Genomic DNA, 18,079 nt, shown 5'->3' with positions numbered 1-18,079 from the left:
AAGTTAGATCACATGTTCAATATGAAAAAAGTATCAGTGATGGTCGCATCTGCACTTTATTTAGGTGTAGGTACGTCTGCTGCTGCGCTAAATGACCAAGCATGGCCAGAACAGCCAGCAGGCTATGCGCCAAAGCAAACCATTAGCAATGAATTTGTGTGGGAAGACAAGGTTAATAACACAGTTAAAAAACAAAGCCGCGTTTTCACACCAGAGAAAGATATTAGTGGTATTCAAACTTATATCGTGCAACTGGACGATGCACCAATTTCGACTTACCAAGGTGGTGTTAAAGGGCTTGCGAGCACTAAAGATGTGGTAATGCAGACGCAACAAGCAACAACGCGCTCAACGCTTAATATGGCGCAGCCTGCGATTGCAACTTACGCTAACCACCTAGCAAGTAAGCGCCAATCAGTACTGAGTACTGCGATGAGTCAGCAAGGCTTACAGCTAAATGTTGAGCGCACTTTCAATGTGACATTAAACGGTTTCACCACCCAAATGACACAAGATGAAGCGAAGCGACTTGCTAAAGTGGCAGGTGTTAAGAAGATCACTCGCTCAAAAATCTACAGCCTAAATACTTTCAATACCATTGAGCAAACCGGTGCTTCTGCACTTTGGAGCGCAAGTGCTAGCAACCCTAGCAGCAACAAAGGTGAAGGCACGGTTGTAGGTATCATTGATACGGGTATCAATACCGATCACCCATCATTCGCAGCAGTAGGCGGCGACGGTTACACTCACACCAACCCTCTAGGCGACAAGTACCTAGGTGACTGTGCGACTGCTGAATTTGCTGATCTGTGTAACGACAAGCTAATTGGTGTTTATTCTTACCCTGAGATCACCGCAGCCTACGTTGATACTGTATTTGAAGAGACTCGCCCAGAAAATGGTGAAGACTATCATAGCCATGGTTCACACGTTGCAGGTACAGCAGCAGGTAATATCCTTTACGATATTCCCTACAAACTGACTGAGTATGAAAGCCAATCATCTGGTTTAGAAACCAATGTAACTTTCCCGCAAGTATCAGGTATGGCGCCACACGCTAATATCATTTCATACCAAGTATGTTGGCCAGGTAATTCTGGTGACCCTTATGCAGGCTGTCCAACAAGCGCAATCTTAGCTGCTGTTGAACAAGCTGCTATAGATAATGTTGACGTACTGAATGCTTCATTAGGTGGCCTTGAAGAAGATCCATGGAGCGACCCAATTGAGCAAGCGTTCATGAATGCGGCTGAAACCGGTGTATTTGTGGCGGTAGCGGCAGGTAACAGCGGCCCTGAATATTCAACGGCTGACCACTCTTCACCTTGGGTAACCACAGTTGCAGCTCATACGCCTTCAACTAAAGTCAATTTTGGTAACAAACAACTTAAAAACCTAACTGGTGGCGATACTGCAGCGCCAGGACCATTTGCTGGTGCAGGTGTAAACTTTAACGAGCTAACAGGTTTAATCGTTGCCGCAACTGATTTTGAAAATCCAAATGAAAGTTCAAGCTATGCACTTGCCAACTGTGACAAGCCATTCCCTGAGGGTACATTTGATTTAGTTGATGACCCAGCAACCGCTATCGACGAAAGTGCACAAGATGTAATTGTCGTATGTAAGCGTAGTTCTTACCCGCTGTACTCTAAATCGCTGAACGTAGAGGCAGGTGGTGCTGAAGGTTTAATTATTTATAACCATGTATCATTTTACGATCGCTACACGATTCCTTCAGTGTCTTACCCTATTCCTACCATTCACATTAAAAACGTCGATGGTACGAGCTTACTTGACTGGCTAAGCACAGGCGACAGCCACATGGGTACCATTGAAGCAACCGAAGGTACTGTAGATGCTGTAGATAAAGACCGCATTGCTTACTTCTCTGGTCGTGGCCCATCATACTTTGGCTTTGACACCTTACTTGTAGACCTTGCGGCTCCGGGTGTTGATATCTATGCGCCATCATCAGACGATCAACCATTTACTAGCAACCCTGCAACTTCAGACTGGCAATCTATGTCTGGTACATCAATGGCAAGCCCACACGTTGCGGGTGCGGCAGCATTGTTAAAACAATCTCATCCTGATTGGACACCAATGCAAATTCAATCAGCATTGATGTTAACTGCAAACAATCAAGTTGCTTTAGCACAGTACTTAAACAACTACACCGATGATGGCTTTGATGCTGCTCTTGCTGAAATGGGTTCAGGTAAAATGCAAGTTGAGCGTGCTGATAAAGCAGGCCTATTGCTTGATGAAACCATTGCTAACATGAATGCAGCTAACCCAAGCCTTGGTGGCCGTGAAAAAGCACTAAACACAGCTTACATGGTTGATAATGACTGTGGTTTTAAGTGTACGTTTATCAGAACCTTTACAGCGACAGAAGACGCAAGCTGGACACTTCATACAGAAAACTGGATTGGTAATAGCAAAATTAGTGTTGAGCCAAGCAACTTTGATATCAAAGCAGGTGAAACACAAAGCATTGTTGTTACGGTTGAAGCAAGCCAACAAGCAACACCACAAGAAATTGTTGATTACACAGGTAACCAAGGTCAAATCGTAATGACCTCAAGCAACCCTGAATCACCAATTTTAGAAATGCCTGTATGGACTTTCGCTGGTGATACCGGTTTACCTGAGTATATTCAAATTGATGCACACCGCCGTTCTGCAACGATGAAAGTGGGCCCATTCAATACTGATGAAATCAGCAACCTAACAACACAATCGTACGGCTTAGTAAAAGGCCAAGTTGAAACAGTACACCTATTCAACGACACCACACCAGGCGATCCATTCGATAGCGTAGAGGCTGAAGGTGAAGGCGAAGCTGTAAACAACAACCACATTCAGTGGACTACAGTGCCAGAAGACGCAAAAATGCTAAGCGCAAGCGTCATGAACGACACATCACGTGTACTTGTATTCATGGGTAAAGATAGCAACGGTGATGGTATCGCGTCTTATGAAGAAACGCTATGTATGTCAACGAGCTACACCCTAACTAACTTCTGTAATATTGTTGACCCTGAAGCGGGTGAATACTTTACGTTATACATGAGCCTACAGACTCTATCGTATGGTGAGGTTGATGAAGGTATCGAAGTATCGTTTGCAACAGCTGTGAGCACTGAAGACAATGGTTCATTAACCGTAACAGGCCCAAGCAGCGTACCAGGTTATGACCAGCTTGAGCTTGACCTTGCTTATAACCTACCTGATATGGAAGTGGGCGATATCTACTTTGGTGGCTTTGATATTGGTAGCAACCCAGAAGATGCGGGTAATCTTGGTTTTGTGCCAGTGATCATCGAGCAAGTTGATAAAGACGTGACCTTTACAGCTAACAAAGACAAAGCATTTGTGGGTGATTTAGTTGACTTCGAAATCAGCGTTATTGCTAATAACGAAGATGAAGCGCGTCAATTTGCACTAAACACTGAGTTCCCTGCGGGCGTAGACATTGTTCCTGACAGCATTGTCGCATCTAACTCAACGCCAGTAACACCAATGCTAGATAGCAACGCTCTAGCACTAGTTGGTGTTCAAGAAACGACTAAAAATGTTGAGCGTAATTATAACATTACCACCAACATCACAGACGAAATGTGTTCATTAACATCGGCGCATTCACCAGATCCTCATTACTTAGAACTACGTGAGCTTGGCTGGCGTACACTAGAAGGTGTTGAAGGTCGTTACTACAACGAGTTTGAGTACACATTTAAAGAAATCATGAACACTAATCTTGATGTGTCATTCCCATTCTTTAATAAGTACCACTTTGACTCAATTAAACTTAACCCAGCTGGCTTAGTCACATTTGGTTCGCAAGGCCGTACAACGCCATTCCACGTTGAACTGCCAGAAGGTTACACTCAGCCGCCACCGCCGCCTTACCTAATTGCACCATTCTGGGTTGGTGACAACACTATCCCAGAGCGTGTTGATGGTGGTTACGGTAACTATGACGCCAACGCCGGTATCACACCAACTTACACGGTATCGCGTGAGTGGTTAGTACTTGAGTGGGATAATATCCAACGTTCAAGAACTGAAGGCCAATCTGTTGATGTTGAAATGTTCATGCGTATGGGCATTGACTATGAGCCAGGTGAATACGAGCTACTATTTGCTTATGACAACCTAAGCTTGGTTGATGCACAAGGTTCTATCGGCTTAAAAGCTGCTGATGGCCGTGGTTTTATCAGTGGTGATATTCCAATCGATTTAAACATTGGTAACAAGTACGGCTTCGACAATATGGACGAAGTACTACACGACAAACTGGTTGTGTGTCTTGACTACACAGGCCCTGAAATCTCTAAGTTTGACGTGAAATTCCAAGCGTACATTGGTGAGCAAGCGGCGAATCAAACGCATCAACTATCACTTACAAATGGTTTAGTTGGCGCAGATGATGAAACCATCACCCTTGACCTAGAAGTTATCGGTAACCTAGAAATGGCAGCCTTAACTGATATGTCGGTGGCAGAGAACGAAACGATTAGTTTTGACGTGCTTTATGCTGACGAAAACCAAGTGAGCAACCAAATCGAAGTGTTAGGTGAAAACTTCACTTATGAAGTATCTGGTCACACATCAGGTAGCACTGTGACTATCACGCCAGCGGCGCACTTCCATGGTGATATTGATGTCACAGTAAAAGTTAGCGACAGCGTTAACCCAACTGATGCAGCAATGAGTTCATTTGTATTATCGGTGATGTCTGATGGTGAAGAGCTTGGCTGTACTGACAGCTCAGCAACTAACTATGATGAAAGCGCCAATACTGACGATGGTAGCTGTACTTTCCCTGAGGCAGTGATTCCAGAAGCAGAGATTGAAAAAGACAAGAAATCATCAAGCGGTTCATTCGGCTGGTTACTACTAGCAGTTGCACCACTGATGGCACTTCGTCGTAAAAAATCTCGAATTAACTAAGGATTAGTTAATTAGGATAGTAAGTAGGTAATGCCGATATGCTTAGCATATCGGCATTTTTCGTTATAAATACTTTAACCAAGGCTTGTTAGCCTTACGCTTGTATTCACTAAACTTCTTGGTTGGCCAATAAAGCCCTATTGCCAGCAACAAAGTAATAAACCAAATACCTGATATATCACTGACTCCTAAATATTGCCCTTGATTTGCCCCCCAGATCAGCATGCCTATTTGATACATAAATAGCAGTACATAGAGGTGGAAAATATAAAAGAACATAGGCACAGAGCCATATACACGTAGCGCATTAGTAAAGCGGTTTAATGGTCTTTCAAATAACCATAAGCCAACAAACATGCCTGCTAATGTGATCAGCAAAAAGCTCAGTGACGGTGGGTACTTAGTCACGTTAAACACCGACATCATGGTTTCGGTTGTGGTGCTAAACGTTTGCCACGGCAAAGTTTCACCATAAATATTAAAACCACGCAGCAGCGCAAATAACCCCACACATAACAGGGCTAACAGCAGCAATGCTCGTTTACGTGAATCCGCCGATTGAGTGTGTGCATATAAAGGACCTGCACAGTAACCCAATAAGATAACGCCAATCCAAGGCAGCACTGGGTAGCTAATTTTGACGTCGATTAAACCACCTTGTGATAGATAGCCTCGGTCATGCAAAATCGTCCACAGCGAGTAGCCAAACTCATCAGGAGTGAAGCTGATTGGGGTCAGTAAGTTATGGCCAAATACAATAACTAAACCAAGCACCAGCAATAGGTTGCGTGGCAGCTTAATCAATAACGCTAATGCCAGCATACAAAGACCAATCGCCCACATCACTTGTAGCCAAATGGTGTGGTAGTAACCCATCCACGAAAAACAAATCAGGGTCACTTCGAGGGCGATTAAAAAAAGCCCTCGCTTGATTAAAAAGCTTCGTGCTGAGCGCGCTACGCCACTTGCGGGATGACTATAAAGCCACGCCGACAAACCGGTTAAAAAGATAAAGGTTGGTGCACAAAAGTGCGCAGCAAAGCGGCTCCAAAACAGCCCCGGCGTAGTTGTATCAACCACCATGGGATCAGCCACCTGCATGTGCAAGAAAAATCGCTCTCGCACATGATCAAGTAACATCAGCAGAATAACGACACCACGCATGATGTCGATACTGTGAATACGGCTTTTAACTTGCTCAGAAGTCATAACTTACGCCAAGTTTAAATTGCGTCGGCGCCCCCGGGTAGGCCCACAATGCATTGTAAGAACTGGCAATATACTGTTCATCAAACACGTTATCAACATTCAGTGATACCGTAGTACGTTCAGTCGCTCGCCATTTAGCAAATAAACCAACAGTTTGGTAACTCGGTAAACGGAAAGTGAGATCAGCTGGGTCGCCCAAACGGTCAGACACATATTGATAATGACCACCAATCTTTATTTCTTGTGCGAATAGATTTAGGTCATGGTTTAAGCCAACCGAAAGGTTATTCTTTGGTACGTTCACAAGTGGACTACCTTTAGGAATTGGCACTAACCAGTCAACATTTAGACTGTCTGTTGCAGTCTCGGCATCAACATAGGCATAAGATAGGTTGTACTCGGTATTGTCACCCAATGAACCTGTTAAGTCTAACTCAAAACCTGTGCTATTTGCTTTACCTACAGGTGTTGAATAACCCACATTTACTGGGTCTGCCACCAGCATGTTGCTCTTGCTTGCATCAAAATAAGCAAGCGTACCGCTGATATTGGCGTAGCTAAATTTAACACCCACTTCAAACGAGTCACTTTCTTCAAAACCGAATGGATTACCTTCTGCATCGGTGCCACTCAGTGGTAAAAAGCCTTCTGAATAGCTTGAGTAAAGGTTAATGTCGTCATTAAGTGCGTAAACCACACCAAAACGTGGACTAATTCGGTTTTCTTTGCTGTTTGATGCCACACCAGACTTAGTCTCAAAAATATCTTGTTCAATTTCATCAAAACGCAGACCTAACATCACTTTTAAGTTATCGGTTAGATCTAGTTGGTCTTGCAGGTAAATACCGTACGCATTTTGCTGTTCGTTATTTTCGTACTGCATGCCCACTTCAGGGCCTTCAGTAGTGCTGTACTCTGGCTCATAAATATCAATGGTGTAAGTGCCATTACCACCACGGTAGCGATAAAGCCCAGTGCGCAGCTCATAGTCGTAACCGTCAACACCAATCAATACATGGTTGGTGATACCGGCAACATCAAAGTGACCGCTTAATTCAAAACGCAGCGATAAATCATCAGACTCATAGTCACGATATCTGTGCTGGCGAGTTAAAGTTCTGCCATCATCAAATAATGACTGGCGCGATGGTGAAAGCTCAGCATCTGACGAATAACCCGTTAGCGTTGCAGTACGGTAACTAGCACCTAATAACAAGCTCCAATCTTGGTTTAGATCGTTGCTGTAATTTAATTGATGACCGCGTGAGTGCACCTTAGTTGGTGCATCATTTGGGTTACCTAAAAAGCGTGACTCAGGCACGGTATCAAAATCACCATTTAACACCACAATACCGCGGTCATACATTTGCTGTTGGTCAACATACTCAAACTCATAAGTCAGCGATGAGTTATCGTTGATTTGATAATAAAGCGAAGGCGTAATCACGAATTTGTCGTGGTGTACATAGTCTCTGAAGCTGTCGCTATCTTGCCATGCGCCATTGATACGAAATGCTAAATCATCGCTTAAACCATTAGTGTAATCACCTTGAATACGCTTGTGATCATCGCTACCGAACTCAGCTTGAAGTTGCCCTTGCTGATAAAACTGTGGCTTTTTAGTAATAATGTTTACGGTACCACCCGGCTCCGAGCGGCCATAGAGTGCTGAGCCAGGTCCTTTTAATACTTCGATGTATTCAATGTTTGATACATCACGCGGGCCTGCAAAGCCGCGACCACCACTAAAACCGTTAACTAAGTACCCAGACGGCATATTTTCGTTACCAGACAAACCACGAATTGAATAGCTATCCCACAGTGCTCCACCATTATTCTTACGAGTAATACTGGCAGAAAAATCCAGCGCATCACGAAACTTAGTAATACCGTTGTCAGTCATCATGTCTTTACTTAATGTGGTGATCGATTGCGGTAAATCTTTTGTTGGAATATCACCACGAAACGCCTGTTTATGTTCAATGGTGATCGTTTCGATATCGCTGTTATCAGCTGCATGTGTATTCGCTGCAAACGCCGCAGCTAAGGCTAAACTAAGAGTTGAGTACTTCATAAGGTCTGATTGTAAAAGTTAAAGGAAATGATTTGTTATAAAATAACATAAATAAAAAATAGGTTATAGTATAACAATACATTTATCCCTTAATTTTTAGCCAACCCTCTAGTTTACAAAGATAATTTTTAACGCTAAATTGGGACTAGATTAAAAAACAAACAAGTTAAGGAAAACTATGTATAAATCACTTTTAGCATTAACGCTCGTATGCGCATCAATCAGCTCATTCGCAAACCCTGATTTATCACGTAAATTTCCATTTGTTGATATTCAAGCGCAGGTACTCGATACCACTACAGATAAGCCTAGCTGGCAACGGCTGCCACCAATGCACCATGTACAATACCCGACAGGGCTGCTAAATCGACAAGGCAGTGGCTGCGCAATTGTCAATTTTCAGGTAACGCCAGAAGGCAATGTGAAAAACTTAAATATTGAAAATTCAGCACCTAAGCGCTTTAGTAAAGACGTTAGAAAGGCAGCAAGGCAAATAGTGAGAGACTGGCAATGGCCAGAGCGCACGGATGAACAAGTGATTGAGTTAACCATGCGTTTTGACTACTGCTTAACGCACGACTTCGATAAAAAGAGTGAAGCCGTTGCCATGTGCGTTGAGCATTCAGAACAAGCCTGCGAGTAAACAATAAATTTGCCGTGTAGATACTTGAGCCAATGCCAGCTATTGCCTACAATGGCGCACAATTTATTCAATGCAGATCGCAACTATGACTGATACACAAAAACCAGAATTACCAAACCAACTTTCTATCAATCCACGTAGTAAATTTTATGTGGAAGAAGTTTTCGAGCATGAAATTGGTGTAAAACTTAACGGCAAAGAGCGTTTTGACGTTGAAGAATATAATATCAGCGAAGGCTGGATCAAAGTCGCTTCTCCAAAAGCCCTTGATCGCCGTGGCCAACCTTTACTATTAAAGGTAAAAGGCACTGTAGAAGTATTCTACAAGTAATTCAGTTTTGCTGAATTAGCTTGTTGGCCAACACAATGGTTGGTCAACAAGTTTATATCTTTACGAGCTTAGACACTCAGCCCCTCGTTTTTTCCCACACAAGCGAAAGTTAAACCAATGCCCGGTGACGACAAAGAGCGAACCCAATAAAGTAAGTACTTTTTCGCCAGCCTCACCAATAACATTTTCGCCAAGCAGCACCGCTGCAGACAACAACACCAGCCCTGCACCACCTAGCATCAATAATCGATAACGCTTATGTTTTTTACACCCTAAAAATAGTGCTAATAAGCTGCTTGGCAGTACCGCAACTAACATCCAAAAATGAAATTGCTCGTTACCTAAACCCAGTGCTGCAGCACTGGGTAATAAAACCAATAACACAGGCACAGCTAAACAGTGAATAGCACACATAGCTGATAACCCGATGGCAAACTTGTCCATTATTTCTTGTAATTTCACTGAATAATTCCTACAAAATTGAACACATGAATTATAAAAAGTGCATCAAGCAAGTTTTGCTTGGCACTCATTGCATACTCCCAGCATTTCAAATTGCTTTGTTTGTGAGGTAAAACCTGCATCATCAAAATGAGGGAAAAGCTTTGCAACGTCACTCTGTGAAACCGCTAAAGTCTCAACTTTTTGGCAGTGACGGCAAATCAAAAACAAAGAAGTCTCACGCTTAAAAACCTCACTGTCGGTACCGTAAGCGATATATTTGTTAGCACTATTAAGCCTGCGAACAAGGTTTACCGACTCTAAAAAGCTCAAGATTCGATAAACAGACATAACAGATACACTTGAACTTGTGCGCAGCTTGTAGCAACTGGCCAATTCGTAGGCCGATAACGGCACGTCTGTAGTTAGTAATATTTGCAGTATTTGCTTGCGCTGAATGGTGAATTTTCTGCCATGCTCAAGGCATACCTGCTTTGCTTTATTAAGTGTGCTGGTTAATCGCTGTTTATTCATAGCGGCCACTCAATGTAAGGTTTTGTTGCTGTCAGCTCTGCTATCCCTTGCGCTTGCTCTGTGATCCACTGTGCTTCGATAACAGATATTGCTTCAGCCCATGCAAATAAAGTAACAGTGACTTTAGAAACGGGCTTATCACAGCTAAACGAGTATTCAACTTCTAAGTCTTGATGTGAATCATGAGTGTGATGCTCAAATGGGTTTTCAAAATTTGCTTGAGTAAGCTTACATTCGCCGTTAAATGTCACTAACTGCTGAGAATTTGCTAATTGGGCTAACGTTTGTTTAATGGTTTGCTTTTGCTCAGCTGTCTCGGGCTGATGCTCAAAGCCAAAAATATCTCCAGCCGGTAAAATGAACTTAACCTGCCACTTGTCTTGATCATGAACCACAAAAAGCACTCCCTCACCATGTGAATGATGATGGTGTTGATGCCCTTGAGCTGAAAAGATACATCCAACCATAAAGCATATCACTGCTAATTTTGCTGCTTTCATAACCCCAATCACTCCATTTACCTCACTTTAAACATGCTGTTACAAAAAAGAATAAAACTCATTCGTCGATTCACACTTGATACATTATAACAATTAAAGCACAATTGATACATTATAACATATCCAAAATGGTGAATAATGAATAACATCTCAAGAGTGGCTGTCGTCATAGCAGCGTTATTACCAGCCAGTGTTTTGGCGCAATCAATCAAAGGCATTGTTTTAAATAACCAAGGTAAAGCGGTGGCTAATGCCACAGTTGACCTTGAAGGGTCTGATCAAAAAGTAACAACTAACGACAAAGGTGAGTTTGAAATCAGCGGCTTAAATAACGGCTTAAAAGAGCTACATATTTCAGCGCCAGGTTATGCTCACTTACATCGAGATATCACGCTTGCCAATGACCAAGACCACAGCGCAACCTTTAACCTAAAGCGCTCACCGATTGAAGTGATTGATGTTGAAGCAACGCCGATTCATATGTCGGCTATGGAATCTGCCTCACCTGTTAGTGTGTTATCTGGCGAACAATTAAGACGCCAACAAGCATCAACGCTTGGCGATAGCCTCGAAAAGCTGCCGGGCGTTAACACAAACTTTCATGCCAAGGTTGCCAGTACGCCTGTGATCCGTGGTTTAAGCGGCCCACGTGTTTTAATTACGCAAAATGGCTTAGATGTAAGTGATGTGTCACGTGTTGGTCCTGATCACTCAGTAGCATCTGAAGCATCAACAGCGCAGCAAATTGAAGTATTGCGTGGTCCAGCAACTCTATTTTATGGCAGCGGTGCAATTGGTGGTGTCGTCAACGTAGTTGACAGCCGCGTACCAACAGACAGCACAACACGTGGTGAATGGAATCTAGAACATAACTCTGTAGATGAGCAAAAAGTTGCTTCGTTTAATGCCACCACAGGAACAGAGTCATTTGCCTTTTATGCTGATGCATTCTGGCGTGAATCAGACGATTACGAAGTACCTGTTGCCGCCGATATTGACGACACAGAGCACAGCTCAAAGTACGTAGTAGAAAACAGTAATGAAGACTCAGATGGCTTTACTGTTGGTACTAGCTACTTATTTGAGCAAGGTTACCTTGGTGTTGCGGTTGAGCAGTTTAACCGCCAATACGGTATTCCTGGCCATACTCATGGTGAAGAAGAAGAGCATGAAGGACATAACCATGAAGAGGAGCACAGCGAAGAAGAAGCTGTTTTTGCTGATCTTGAACAAACCAAAGTTCAGCTACTTGGTGAATACAATATCGACAGTGAGTGGCTAAGCAAAATTAACTTACGTGCAGGCCACACAGACTACGAACACGCTGAAATAGAGCACGGTGCTGTAGGCACAACTTTCAAAAATGAAACCAATGAGCTGCGCGTTGACATTCTGCATAGCCAATTTGATGAGTGGAATGGTGGCGTTAGCTTTCATTACAAAAAAAGTGATGTAGAAGCACAAGGCTCAGAAGCATTCACCCCTCCTTCTGTTACTGAAAGTATTGCTTTTGCAATTATGGAAGAAAAGCACTTTGGCGATTTTTTAGTGCAATTAGGTGGTCGTGTTGAGCGAGTTACTATTGATGCTAATAATGTGCTGTTACCTGAGATCGACGCCCATGCACATGATGAAGACGGTGATGAGCACGACCATGATCATGACCACGAAGAATCAAACTACACACGTGTATTTGATGTTGCCCAAGAGTTTACACCGGTCAGTTTATCAACAGGTGTAGTATGGGATTTTACACCAGGTTATAACCTAGGTTTATCGGTATCGCGTTCTGAGCGTGCTCCGTCTGCTTCTGAGCTGTTATCTTTCGGCCCACACATTGGTACTGCAACTTATGAAGTTGGTGCGCTATTCGATACTCATGATGGTCATTTTGAGCTATCAGAAGAGGCTATCGATTTAGAAACGGCAAATAATATCGACCTGACATTCCGTAAAACAGAAGGTGATGTTGGCTTTATCTTCAATGCGTTTTACAACCAAGTAGATAACTATTATTACCAGATTAACACAGGCCTATACGCTGAAAGCGGTCATGATCACGACCATGGCGACGAACATAATCACGAAGAAGATCACGATCATTCATCTGAGCTACCGGTTTATTTATTTAAAACAGACGATGTGATTTTACATGGTTTTGAAGCACAAGTTGCTTGGCAGCTAACCGACGAATTTAAAGTCGACTTATTCTCTGATTATGTTCGCGCGCGTCTGAAAGACGGCGGAGATTTACCGCGTACTCCACCACTGCGTTTTGGTACTGAGTTTAGCTATCAAACAGAGAATCTAACGGCAAATATTCACGTTACGCGCTACCAAGAACAAGACCGCATAGCACAAGAAGAAACCACAACAGACGGCTATACCCTTGTTGATGCCAGCATTTCTTATGACTTATCGGTATTGAACCAAGACCTATCGCTTTATTTAAAAGGCACAAATTTAACGGACACAGAAGCCCGCGTTCATAGCTCATTCTTAAAAGATATTGCACCACGCCCTGGGCGTAGTTTTGCGCTTGGTGTTCGCGGCTACTTCTAAAACAAAATTACAAATAAAGGAAACCTACATGACACACTTATTTAGATTAAAACTATTGGCACTGGCAATTAGTAGCACCCTGATCACCGCATGTGGTGACGCAGAAACAAATATTGTTGAGAAAGACCCTATCGAGGTTCCTGACGACAGTGGTGATGACCATGATCACGATCATGATGACGGTTATACCATTGACTCAATGGGCCGTTTAGCGGTTTTAGCAGCTGATAGCAACGAAGCGAATATCTTTGATTTAGATGACGACTCACTACTAGAAACGTTTTCGCTTATCCATGAGTCAAGCTCACTAAATGTTTCACCAAGCTACCGTTATGCAGTTATTGCTAACCGCAGCCAAGATTACTTAGGTTTTATCGATGGCGGTTTATGGCGTGAAGATCATGGCGAGCATTTACATGATTATAAACAAGGCCCTGCATTTAGTGACTACGAGCTAACAACGGGCAGCCGCCCGACTCACATCGTTAAACATGATGGCCAAATGGCCGTGTTTTACGATGGTAATGCCGATGCAGGTACAGTTGCCTCTGTAGAAGTGTTAACCGATAACGACATTGCTAACGAAACAGAGACGCTTGCTGGTATTCAGTACGACATCAATATGCATGGTGTTGCAGAGCCACGTGGCGAGCACCTAGTTGCAACATTGCGCCGTGCGGATAGCGAAAGCACTTCAAACGCTAAAATCCTGCCGGATCAAGTGGGTGTTTTCCACCTTCATGACGGTGAATATGAGCTTGAACAAACATTTGAAGTTACCTGCCCTGACTTACACGGTGCAGCGCAAAACCATGATTATGTAGCATTTGGCTGTGGTGACGGTGTACTGGTAGCCCACCAACATGACGATGAATACCATGCAGAAAAAATCGCCAATATAGATGCTCTAGGTGATACACGTATTGGCACATTATATGGCCATGAAGGTAGTGAAAGCTTTATTGCAATTGCATCGGGTGTTTTTGTAAGTATCAATCCAAGCGAAGCTGAAATGGAAGTACTTGAGTGGCAACTTGATGAAGGCGCAAGTGCTGTATCTTACTCATTCTCAGCAAGCGGTGAGCACTTTTTAGTACTTGATAGCTTAGGCTTTTTAAACGTGCTTGAAGCCCATGAGCACGACGGCCACATGCACTGGGAACTTGCCGGTAAAGTAGATATCACTGAAGAAGACGTAACAACAATGCCAGAGGATATGAACTTCAGCATGACTGTGTCACAAAATAGTGAGTTTGTTTACGTTGCTGATCCTATCGCTCAGCACGTACTAAAAGTACATATCGAAGATCTTGAAATTGAAGGTGATCTTGAACTGACTTTTGCACCAAGCGCCATCACTTGGTTAGGTATCGCAGAAGAAAGTGACGATCACGACCACTAAGAAGTTATGTTTTATGGTATGACATAGCTCGCAAAGGTTGGCATTTACTGCCAACCTTTTTTTATTCATATTTTGTAACAGACCTTTCATCGCAACTGCATCGCTATTTAAGCCTTAATGGTTATGATGTAACAGTTCCCAATATAGGATGTAATCCCATGAAAAAACTAACAACGTTGGCACTGGCCATGGCTGCGACACTGGCACCTTGGGCATCAGCTTACGAAACTAAAGACACGCGCTTACTGCGTTTTCCTGATATTCATAACCAAAACGTTACCTTTGTTTACGGTGGTGATATTTACATTGCTAATACGCAAACAGGCGAGAGCAAACGCTTAACCGACCATATTGGCTTTGAAACCTTCCCTAAGTTTTCACCTGACGGTAAACGCATTGCCTTTGCAGCAGAGTACAATGGCAGCCGCCAAATTTATGTAATTAACAGCGATGGTTCTGGCTTAAAACAACTGACCTACTACAACGATGTTGGCCCAATGCCACCACGCGGCGGTTTTGATTATCGTGTTCTCGATTGGACAGCGGATGGCAAAAATGTGGTATTTCGTGCTAACCGCACACCGTGGGGTAAACGTATGGGTCGTCCATATATGGTGCCTGCTGACGGTGGCCTTGAGCAACCTCTGGCTATTCCAGAAACCGGCGGCGGGATGCTTTCGCCAGATGGTAGTAAATATGTTTACACGCCAATTGACCGTGAATTTCGTACTTGGAAACGCACCCGTGGCGGTCGTGCACAAGATGTCTGGGTTTACGATCTAAAAAACAATACCTCAGAGCAGCTAACCACTAACCGCGCTACCGATCAGCAACCAACCTGGGTTGGCGACAACATTTACTTTGTATCTGACCGTGATTACACCCTTAACCTGTATCAATACCAAAAAGGCGCTGAGCCGAAAAAGCTAACCAACCATAAAGACTTTGACGTACTGTGGCCATCAGCTGGCCCAAATGCTGTTGTTTATGAAAATGGTGGTTTCCTTTATCGCTTTGATCCAAAAACTCAAAAAAGCAGCAAGCTGAGCATTAACATTGCTGGTGTGCGTCAATACGCAATGCCGTACACAAAAAATGTGAGTGACTTTATCGACTCAATGTCGATTTCTCATGATGGTAAGCGTGCACTCTTTACTGCCCGCGGTGAGCTATTTAGCGTACCGGTTAAACAAGGCCCAACACGTAACTTATCTTACACAGCAAAAGGCCGCGAAATTGACGCAAGTTGGTCGCCAAATGGCCGTTATATTGCTTATATGAGCGATGAAAGTGGCGAATACGAAATTTACTTAAAAGACCGCAGTAAAAATAATGCCACCAAGCAGCTAACCAGCAACGGAACTATTTGGCGTTTTACACCAATTTGGTCACCAGATAGCTCAAAACTGTTATTTGCAGATAAAAACCACACACTCTGGTGGATAGATGCAAAATCGGGTAAACAACACAAAATTGATACCAGCATCTACGATGAACAAGGCATTCGCCAGTATACTTGGTCGCCAAATAGCGAAGACATTGTCTATGTGAAAAACAATGAAAACCGCTATGCCTCGCTGTGGCACTACAATGTTGATAAAAAGAAAGTGACTCGCTTAACGGATGAAATGACCAATGAGCAAAACCCAACTTTCTCTCCTGATGGTCAATACCTGTATTTTAGTTCTGAGCGCGACTTTAACTTAGCCTTCAGCAGCTACGAGTTTGACTACATGTTTAATCGTGCAACGCGTATTTATGCCGCAGCCGTAAATGACAGCATCAAACCACTTATCGCACTACAAAGTGACGAAACAGCGATCGTCAGCGATAAACAAAAAGATGACGACAAGAAAGCGAAAAATAGCCTGCAAAGCAGTGACTTTATGCAGCGCGTTACCGCTTTAAATGCGCCAGCTGGAGATTATCGCGGTTTAACGGCAGTAAAAGGTGGCGTGCTAACACTGGCTAATGGCGGCCTACAATTGATAGGCACAGCTCACGATAGCGAGCTTGAAACCGTGGCTAAAGGGGTTCGTAGTTATACTATTTCGAGCAACGGTGAACATCTGTTAGTACATGCGGGTAACGATTACAGCTTAATTGAGCCTAAAGCAAAACAAGACCTAGCAGCGAATAAGCTTGATCTTAGTAACATGACCTTAAAAATTGAGCCACAAATTGAATGGCAGCAAATGTATGTTGAAGGCTGGCGTACATTACGTGATTGGTTCTACGATGAAAACCATCACGGCCAAGATTGGGACGCAATTTTAGCCAAGTATCAACCTATGGCTGATGCTATCTCACACCGTAGTGACCTAGATTACATTCTCAGTGAAATCGCAGGTGAAATTAACTCAGGCCACATTTATGTGCAGTCGGGTGATATGCCAAAAGCAGAGCGTAAAAAGCACGGCTTATTGGGTGCAAAACTTGCCAGCGATCCATCAGGATACGTAAAAATTGAGCAAATCTTCCAAGGTGAAAACTGGCATGAAGACTTCCGCTCACCACTTGGCACAACAGGGGTAAAAGCACATAACGGCGACTACATCATTGCCGTAAATGGCCGCTCAGTAAAAGACGTCGCTAACTTCTACGAATTACTAGAGAACACTCAAGGTGAGCAAGTTGAGCTAGTCCTTAACAGTAAGCCGCGCAGCAAAGGTGCATGGCAAGTTACCGTTAAGCCTGTAGCGAGCGAACAAGGCCTCCGTTATTTAGACTGGGTTAACTCTCGTGCAGCCTACGTTGATAAGCTATCAAATGGCCGTATTGGTTATGTTCACTTACCAAATACGGCCTACGAAGGTAACCGCGCCATGTTCAAAAACTACATGCCGCAAACTACCAAAGACGCCATGATTATTGATGACCGATACAATGGCGGTGGCTTTATTCCTGAGCACATGATCACCTGGCTTGCTCGTAAACCGCTTAACTACTGGAAGCGCCGTGGTGTTGAGCCAACGAAAACACCACAATTTGCTCATGATGGTCCAAAAGCCATGCTGATCAATGGTTACTCAAGTTCTGGCGGTGACGCTATTCCTTACTACTTCCGCCAAGCGGGGTTAGGTAAGCTTATTGGTACCCGTACTTGGGGTGGATTAATTGGTATTTCGGGTAACCCAAGCCTAGTAGATGGCGGCCAAGTTATCGCGGCAACATTCCGCATTTTAGATAACGATGGCAACTGGATTATCGAAAACGAAGGTGTCACCCCAGATATCAAGGTTGTTGACCGCCCAGAGCTAATCTACCAAGGTAAAGATCCATCGATTGAACGTGCCGTAGAAGAGCTATTAAAAGAGCTAAAAGACAACCCGAAAAAGCCACTCACCGTGCCACCAGCACCGACTGACTTTTAATTCTTAACTGGTTGTTAAAAAGCAAAAAACCCCGCAGCAATGCGGGGTTT

The 18,079-nt window shown here is 43.5% G+C and carries 11 protein-coding genes; 6 read left to right on the top strand and 5 right to left on the bottom strand.

What is annotated here, in order from left to right; genetic code table 11:
- Positions 1-21 precede the first annotated feature (21 nt).
- Entirely contained in the window at positions 22-4,959 is a 4,938-nt protein-coding gene (locus tag AUR67_RS21510; RefSeq protein ID WP_321166307.1) for a S8 family serine peptidase, read from the top strand.
- A gap of 63 nt (positions 4,960-5,022) precedes the next feature.
- Here the strand turns inward: AUR67_RS21510 and AUR67_RS16005 are convergent, their stop codons facing one another.
- Complete coding sequence (locus tag AUR67_RS16005; RefSeq protein WP_058586018.1) at positions 5,023-6,168, bottom strand: DUF1624 domain-containing protein; 1,146 nt, start codon at positions 6,166-6,168, stop codon at positions 5,023-5,025.
- Positions 6,158-8,242, bottom strand: a complete 2,085-nt coding sequence (locus AUR67_RS16000; protein ID WP_058586017.1) for a TonB-dependent siderophore receptor — start codon at positions 8,240-8,242, stop codon at positions 6,158-6,160. Before AUR67_RS16000 ends, AUR67_RS16005 begins: the two co-directional genes overlap by 11 nt.
- Positions 8,243-8,420: 178 nt before the next feature.
- Here AUR67_RS16000 and AUR67_RS15995 point away from each other — a divergent pair, with 178 nt between their 5' ends.
- Together AUR67_RS15995 and AUR67_RS15990 are read left to right on the top strand one after the other, a co-directional pair.
- A complete protein-coding gene (locus AUR67_RS15995; protein WP_058586016.1) occupies positions 8,421-8,885 on the top strand; it encodes an energy transducer TonB in 465 nt (154 codons plus the stop codon).
- Between the two features lie 85 nt (positions 8,886-8,970).
- On the top strand, positions 8,971-9,216 hold the full coding sequence (locus AUR67_RS15990) for a DUF3297 family protein (protein WP_171037140.1): 246 nt from the start codon (positions 8,971-8,973) through the stop codon (positions 9,214-9,216).
- 60 nt (positions 9,217-9,276) lie between these two features.
- Here the strand turns inward: AUR67_RS15990 and AUR67_RS15985 are convergent, their stop codons facing one another.
- Genes AUR67_RS15985 through AUR67_RS15975 form a run of 3 tightly spaced genes read right to left on the bottom strand, consistent with a single transcriptional unit; the run spans position 9,277 to position 10,691 of the window.
- Positions 9,277-9,678 (bottom strand): MerC domain-containing protein, encoded by a 402-nt coding sequence (locus AUR67_RS15985; RefSeq protein ID WP_054563008.1) that lies wholly within the window; start codon positions 9,676-9,678, stop codon positions 9,277-9,279.
- A 45-nt stretch (positions 9,679-9,723) separates the two neighbouring features.
- Positions 9,724-10,191, bottom strand: coding sequence for a Fur family transcriptional regulator (locus tag AUR67_RS15980; RefSeq protein ID WP_058586015.1), 468 nt, complete (start codon positions 10,189-10,191; stop codon positions 9,724-9,726).
- Positions 10,188-10,691 (bottom strand): ZrgA family zinc uptake protein, encoded by a 504-nt coding sequence (locus AUR67_RS15975; protein ID WP_058586014.1) that lies wholly within the window; start codon positions 10,689-10,691, stop codon positions 10,188-10,190. The genes AUR67_RS15980 and AUR67_RS15975 overlap by 4 nt, the downstream gene beginning before the upstream one ends.
- Before the next feature lie 138 nt (positions 10,692-10,829).
- On the opposite strand from AUR67_RS15975, the gene AUR67_RS15970 reads away from it, so the two are divergent.
- From AUR67_RS15970 to AUR67_RS15960, 3 genes are all read left to right on the top strand, one after another.
- Positions 10,830-13,253, top strand: a complete 2,424-nt coding sequence (locus tag AUR67_RS15970) for a TonB-dependent receptor (protein WP_058586013.1) — start codon at positions 10,830-10,832, stop codon at positions 13,251-13,253.
- Positions 13,254-13,281: 28 nt separating this feature from the next.
- Positions 13,282-14,655 carry a hypothetical protein gene (locus AUR67_RS15965; RefSeq protein WP_058586012.1) on the top strand — a complete coding sequence of 458 codons (1,374 nt, stop codon included), beginning with the start codon at positions 13,282-13,284 and terminating at the stop codon, positions 14,653-14,655.
- Between the two features lie 158 nt (positions 14,656-14,813).
- Positions 14,814-18,029 carry a S41 family peptidase gene (locus AUR67_RS15960; protein WP_082665652.1) on the top strand — a complete coding sequence of 1,072 codons (3,216 nt, stop codon included), beginning with the start codon at positions 14,814-14,816 and terminating at the stop codon, positions 18,027-18,029.
- The last annotated feature ends 50 nt before the right edge of the window (positions 18,030-18,079 follow it).

The sequence above is a fragment of the Pseudoalteromonas sp. XI10 genome (assembly GCF_001469895.1).
GTDB lineage: Bacteria > Pseudomonadota > Gammaproteobacteria > Enterobacterales > Alteromonadaceae > Pseudoalteromonas.
The sequence above is the reverse complement of the archived record's forward strand: the minus strand, read 5'-3'. Positions and strand labels throughout refer to the sequence as shown.

What these genes read in the sequence shown, in the direction of transcription:
- AUR67_RS21510 (WP_321166307.1), top strand. Translation starts at nt 22, where the DNA reads ATGAAAAAAGTATCAGTGATGGTCGCATCTGCACTTTATTTAGGTGTA.
- AUR67_RS16005 (WP_058586018.1), bottom strand. Translation starts at nt 6,168, where the DNA reads ATGACTTCTGAGCAAGTTAAAAGCCGTATTCACAGTATCGACATCATG.
- AUR67_RS16000 (WP_058586017.1), bottom strand. Translation starts at nt 8,242, where the DNA reads ATGAAGTACTCAACTCTTAGTTTAGCCTTAGCTGCGGCGTTTGCAGCG.
- AUR67_RS15995 (WP_058586016.1), top strand. Translation starts at nt 8,421, where the DNA reads ATGTATAAATCACTTTTAGCATTAACGCTCGTATGCGCATCAATCAGC.
- AUR67_RS15990 (WP_171037140.1), top strand. Translation starts at nt 8,971, where the DNA reads ATGACTGATACACAAAAACCAGAATTACCAAACCAACTTTCTATCAAT.
- AUR67_RS15980 (WP_058586015.1), bottom strand. Translation starts at nt 10,191, where the DNA reads ATGAATAAACAGCGATTAACCAGCACACTTAATAAAGCAAAGCAGGTA.
- AUR67_RS15975 (WP_058586014.1), bottom strand. Translation starts at nt 10,691, where the DNA reads ATGAAAGCAGCAAAATTAGCAGTGATATGCTTTATGGTTGGATGTATC.
- AUR67_RS15970 (WP_058586013.1), top strand. Translation starts at nt 10,830, where the DNA reads ATGAATAACATCTCAAGAGTGGCTGTCGTCATAGCAGCGTTATTACCA.
- AUR67_RS15965 (WP_058586012.1), top strand. Translation starts at nt 13,282, where the DNA reads ATGACACACTTATTTAGATTAAAACTATTGGCACTGGCAATTAGTAGC.
- AUR67_RS15960 (WP_082665652.1), top strand. Translation starts at nt 14,814, where the DNA reads ATGAAAAAACTAACAACGTTGGCACTGGCCATGGCTGCGACACTGGCA.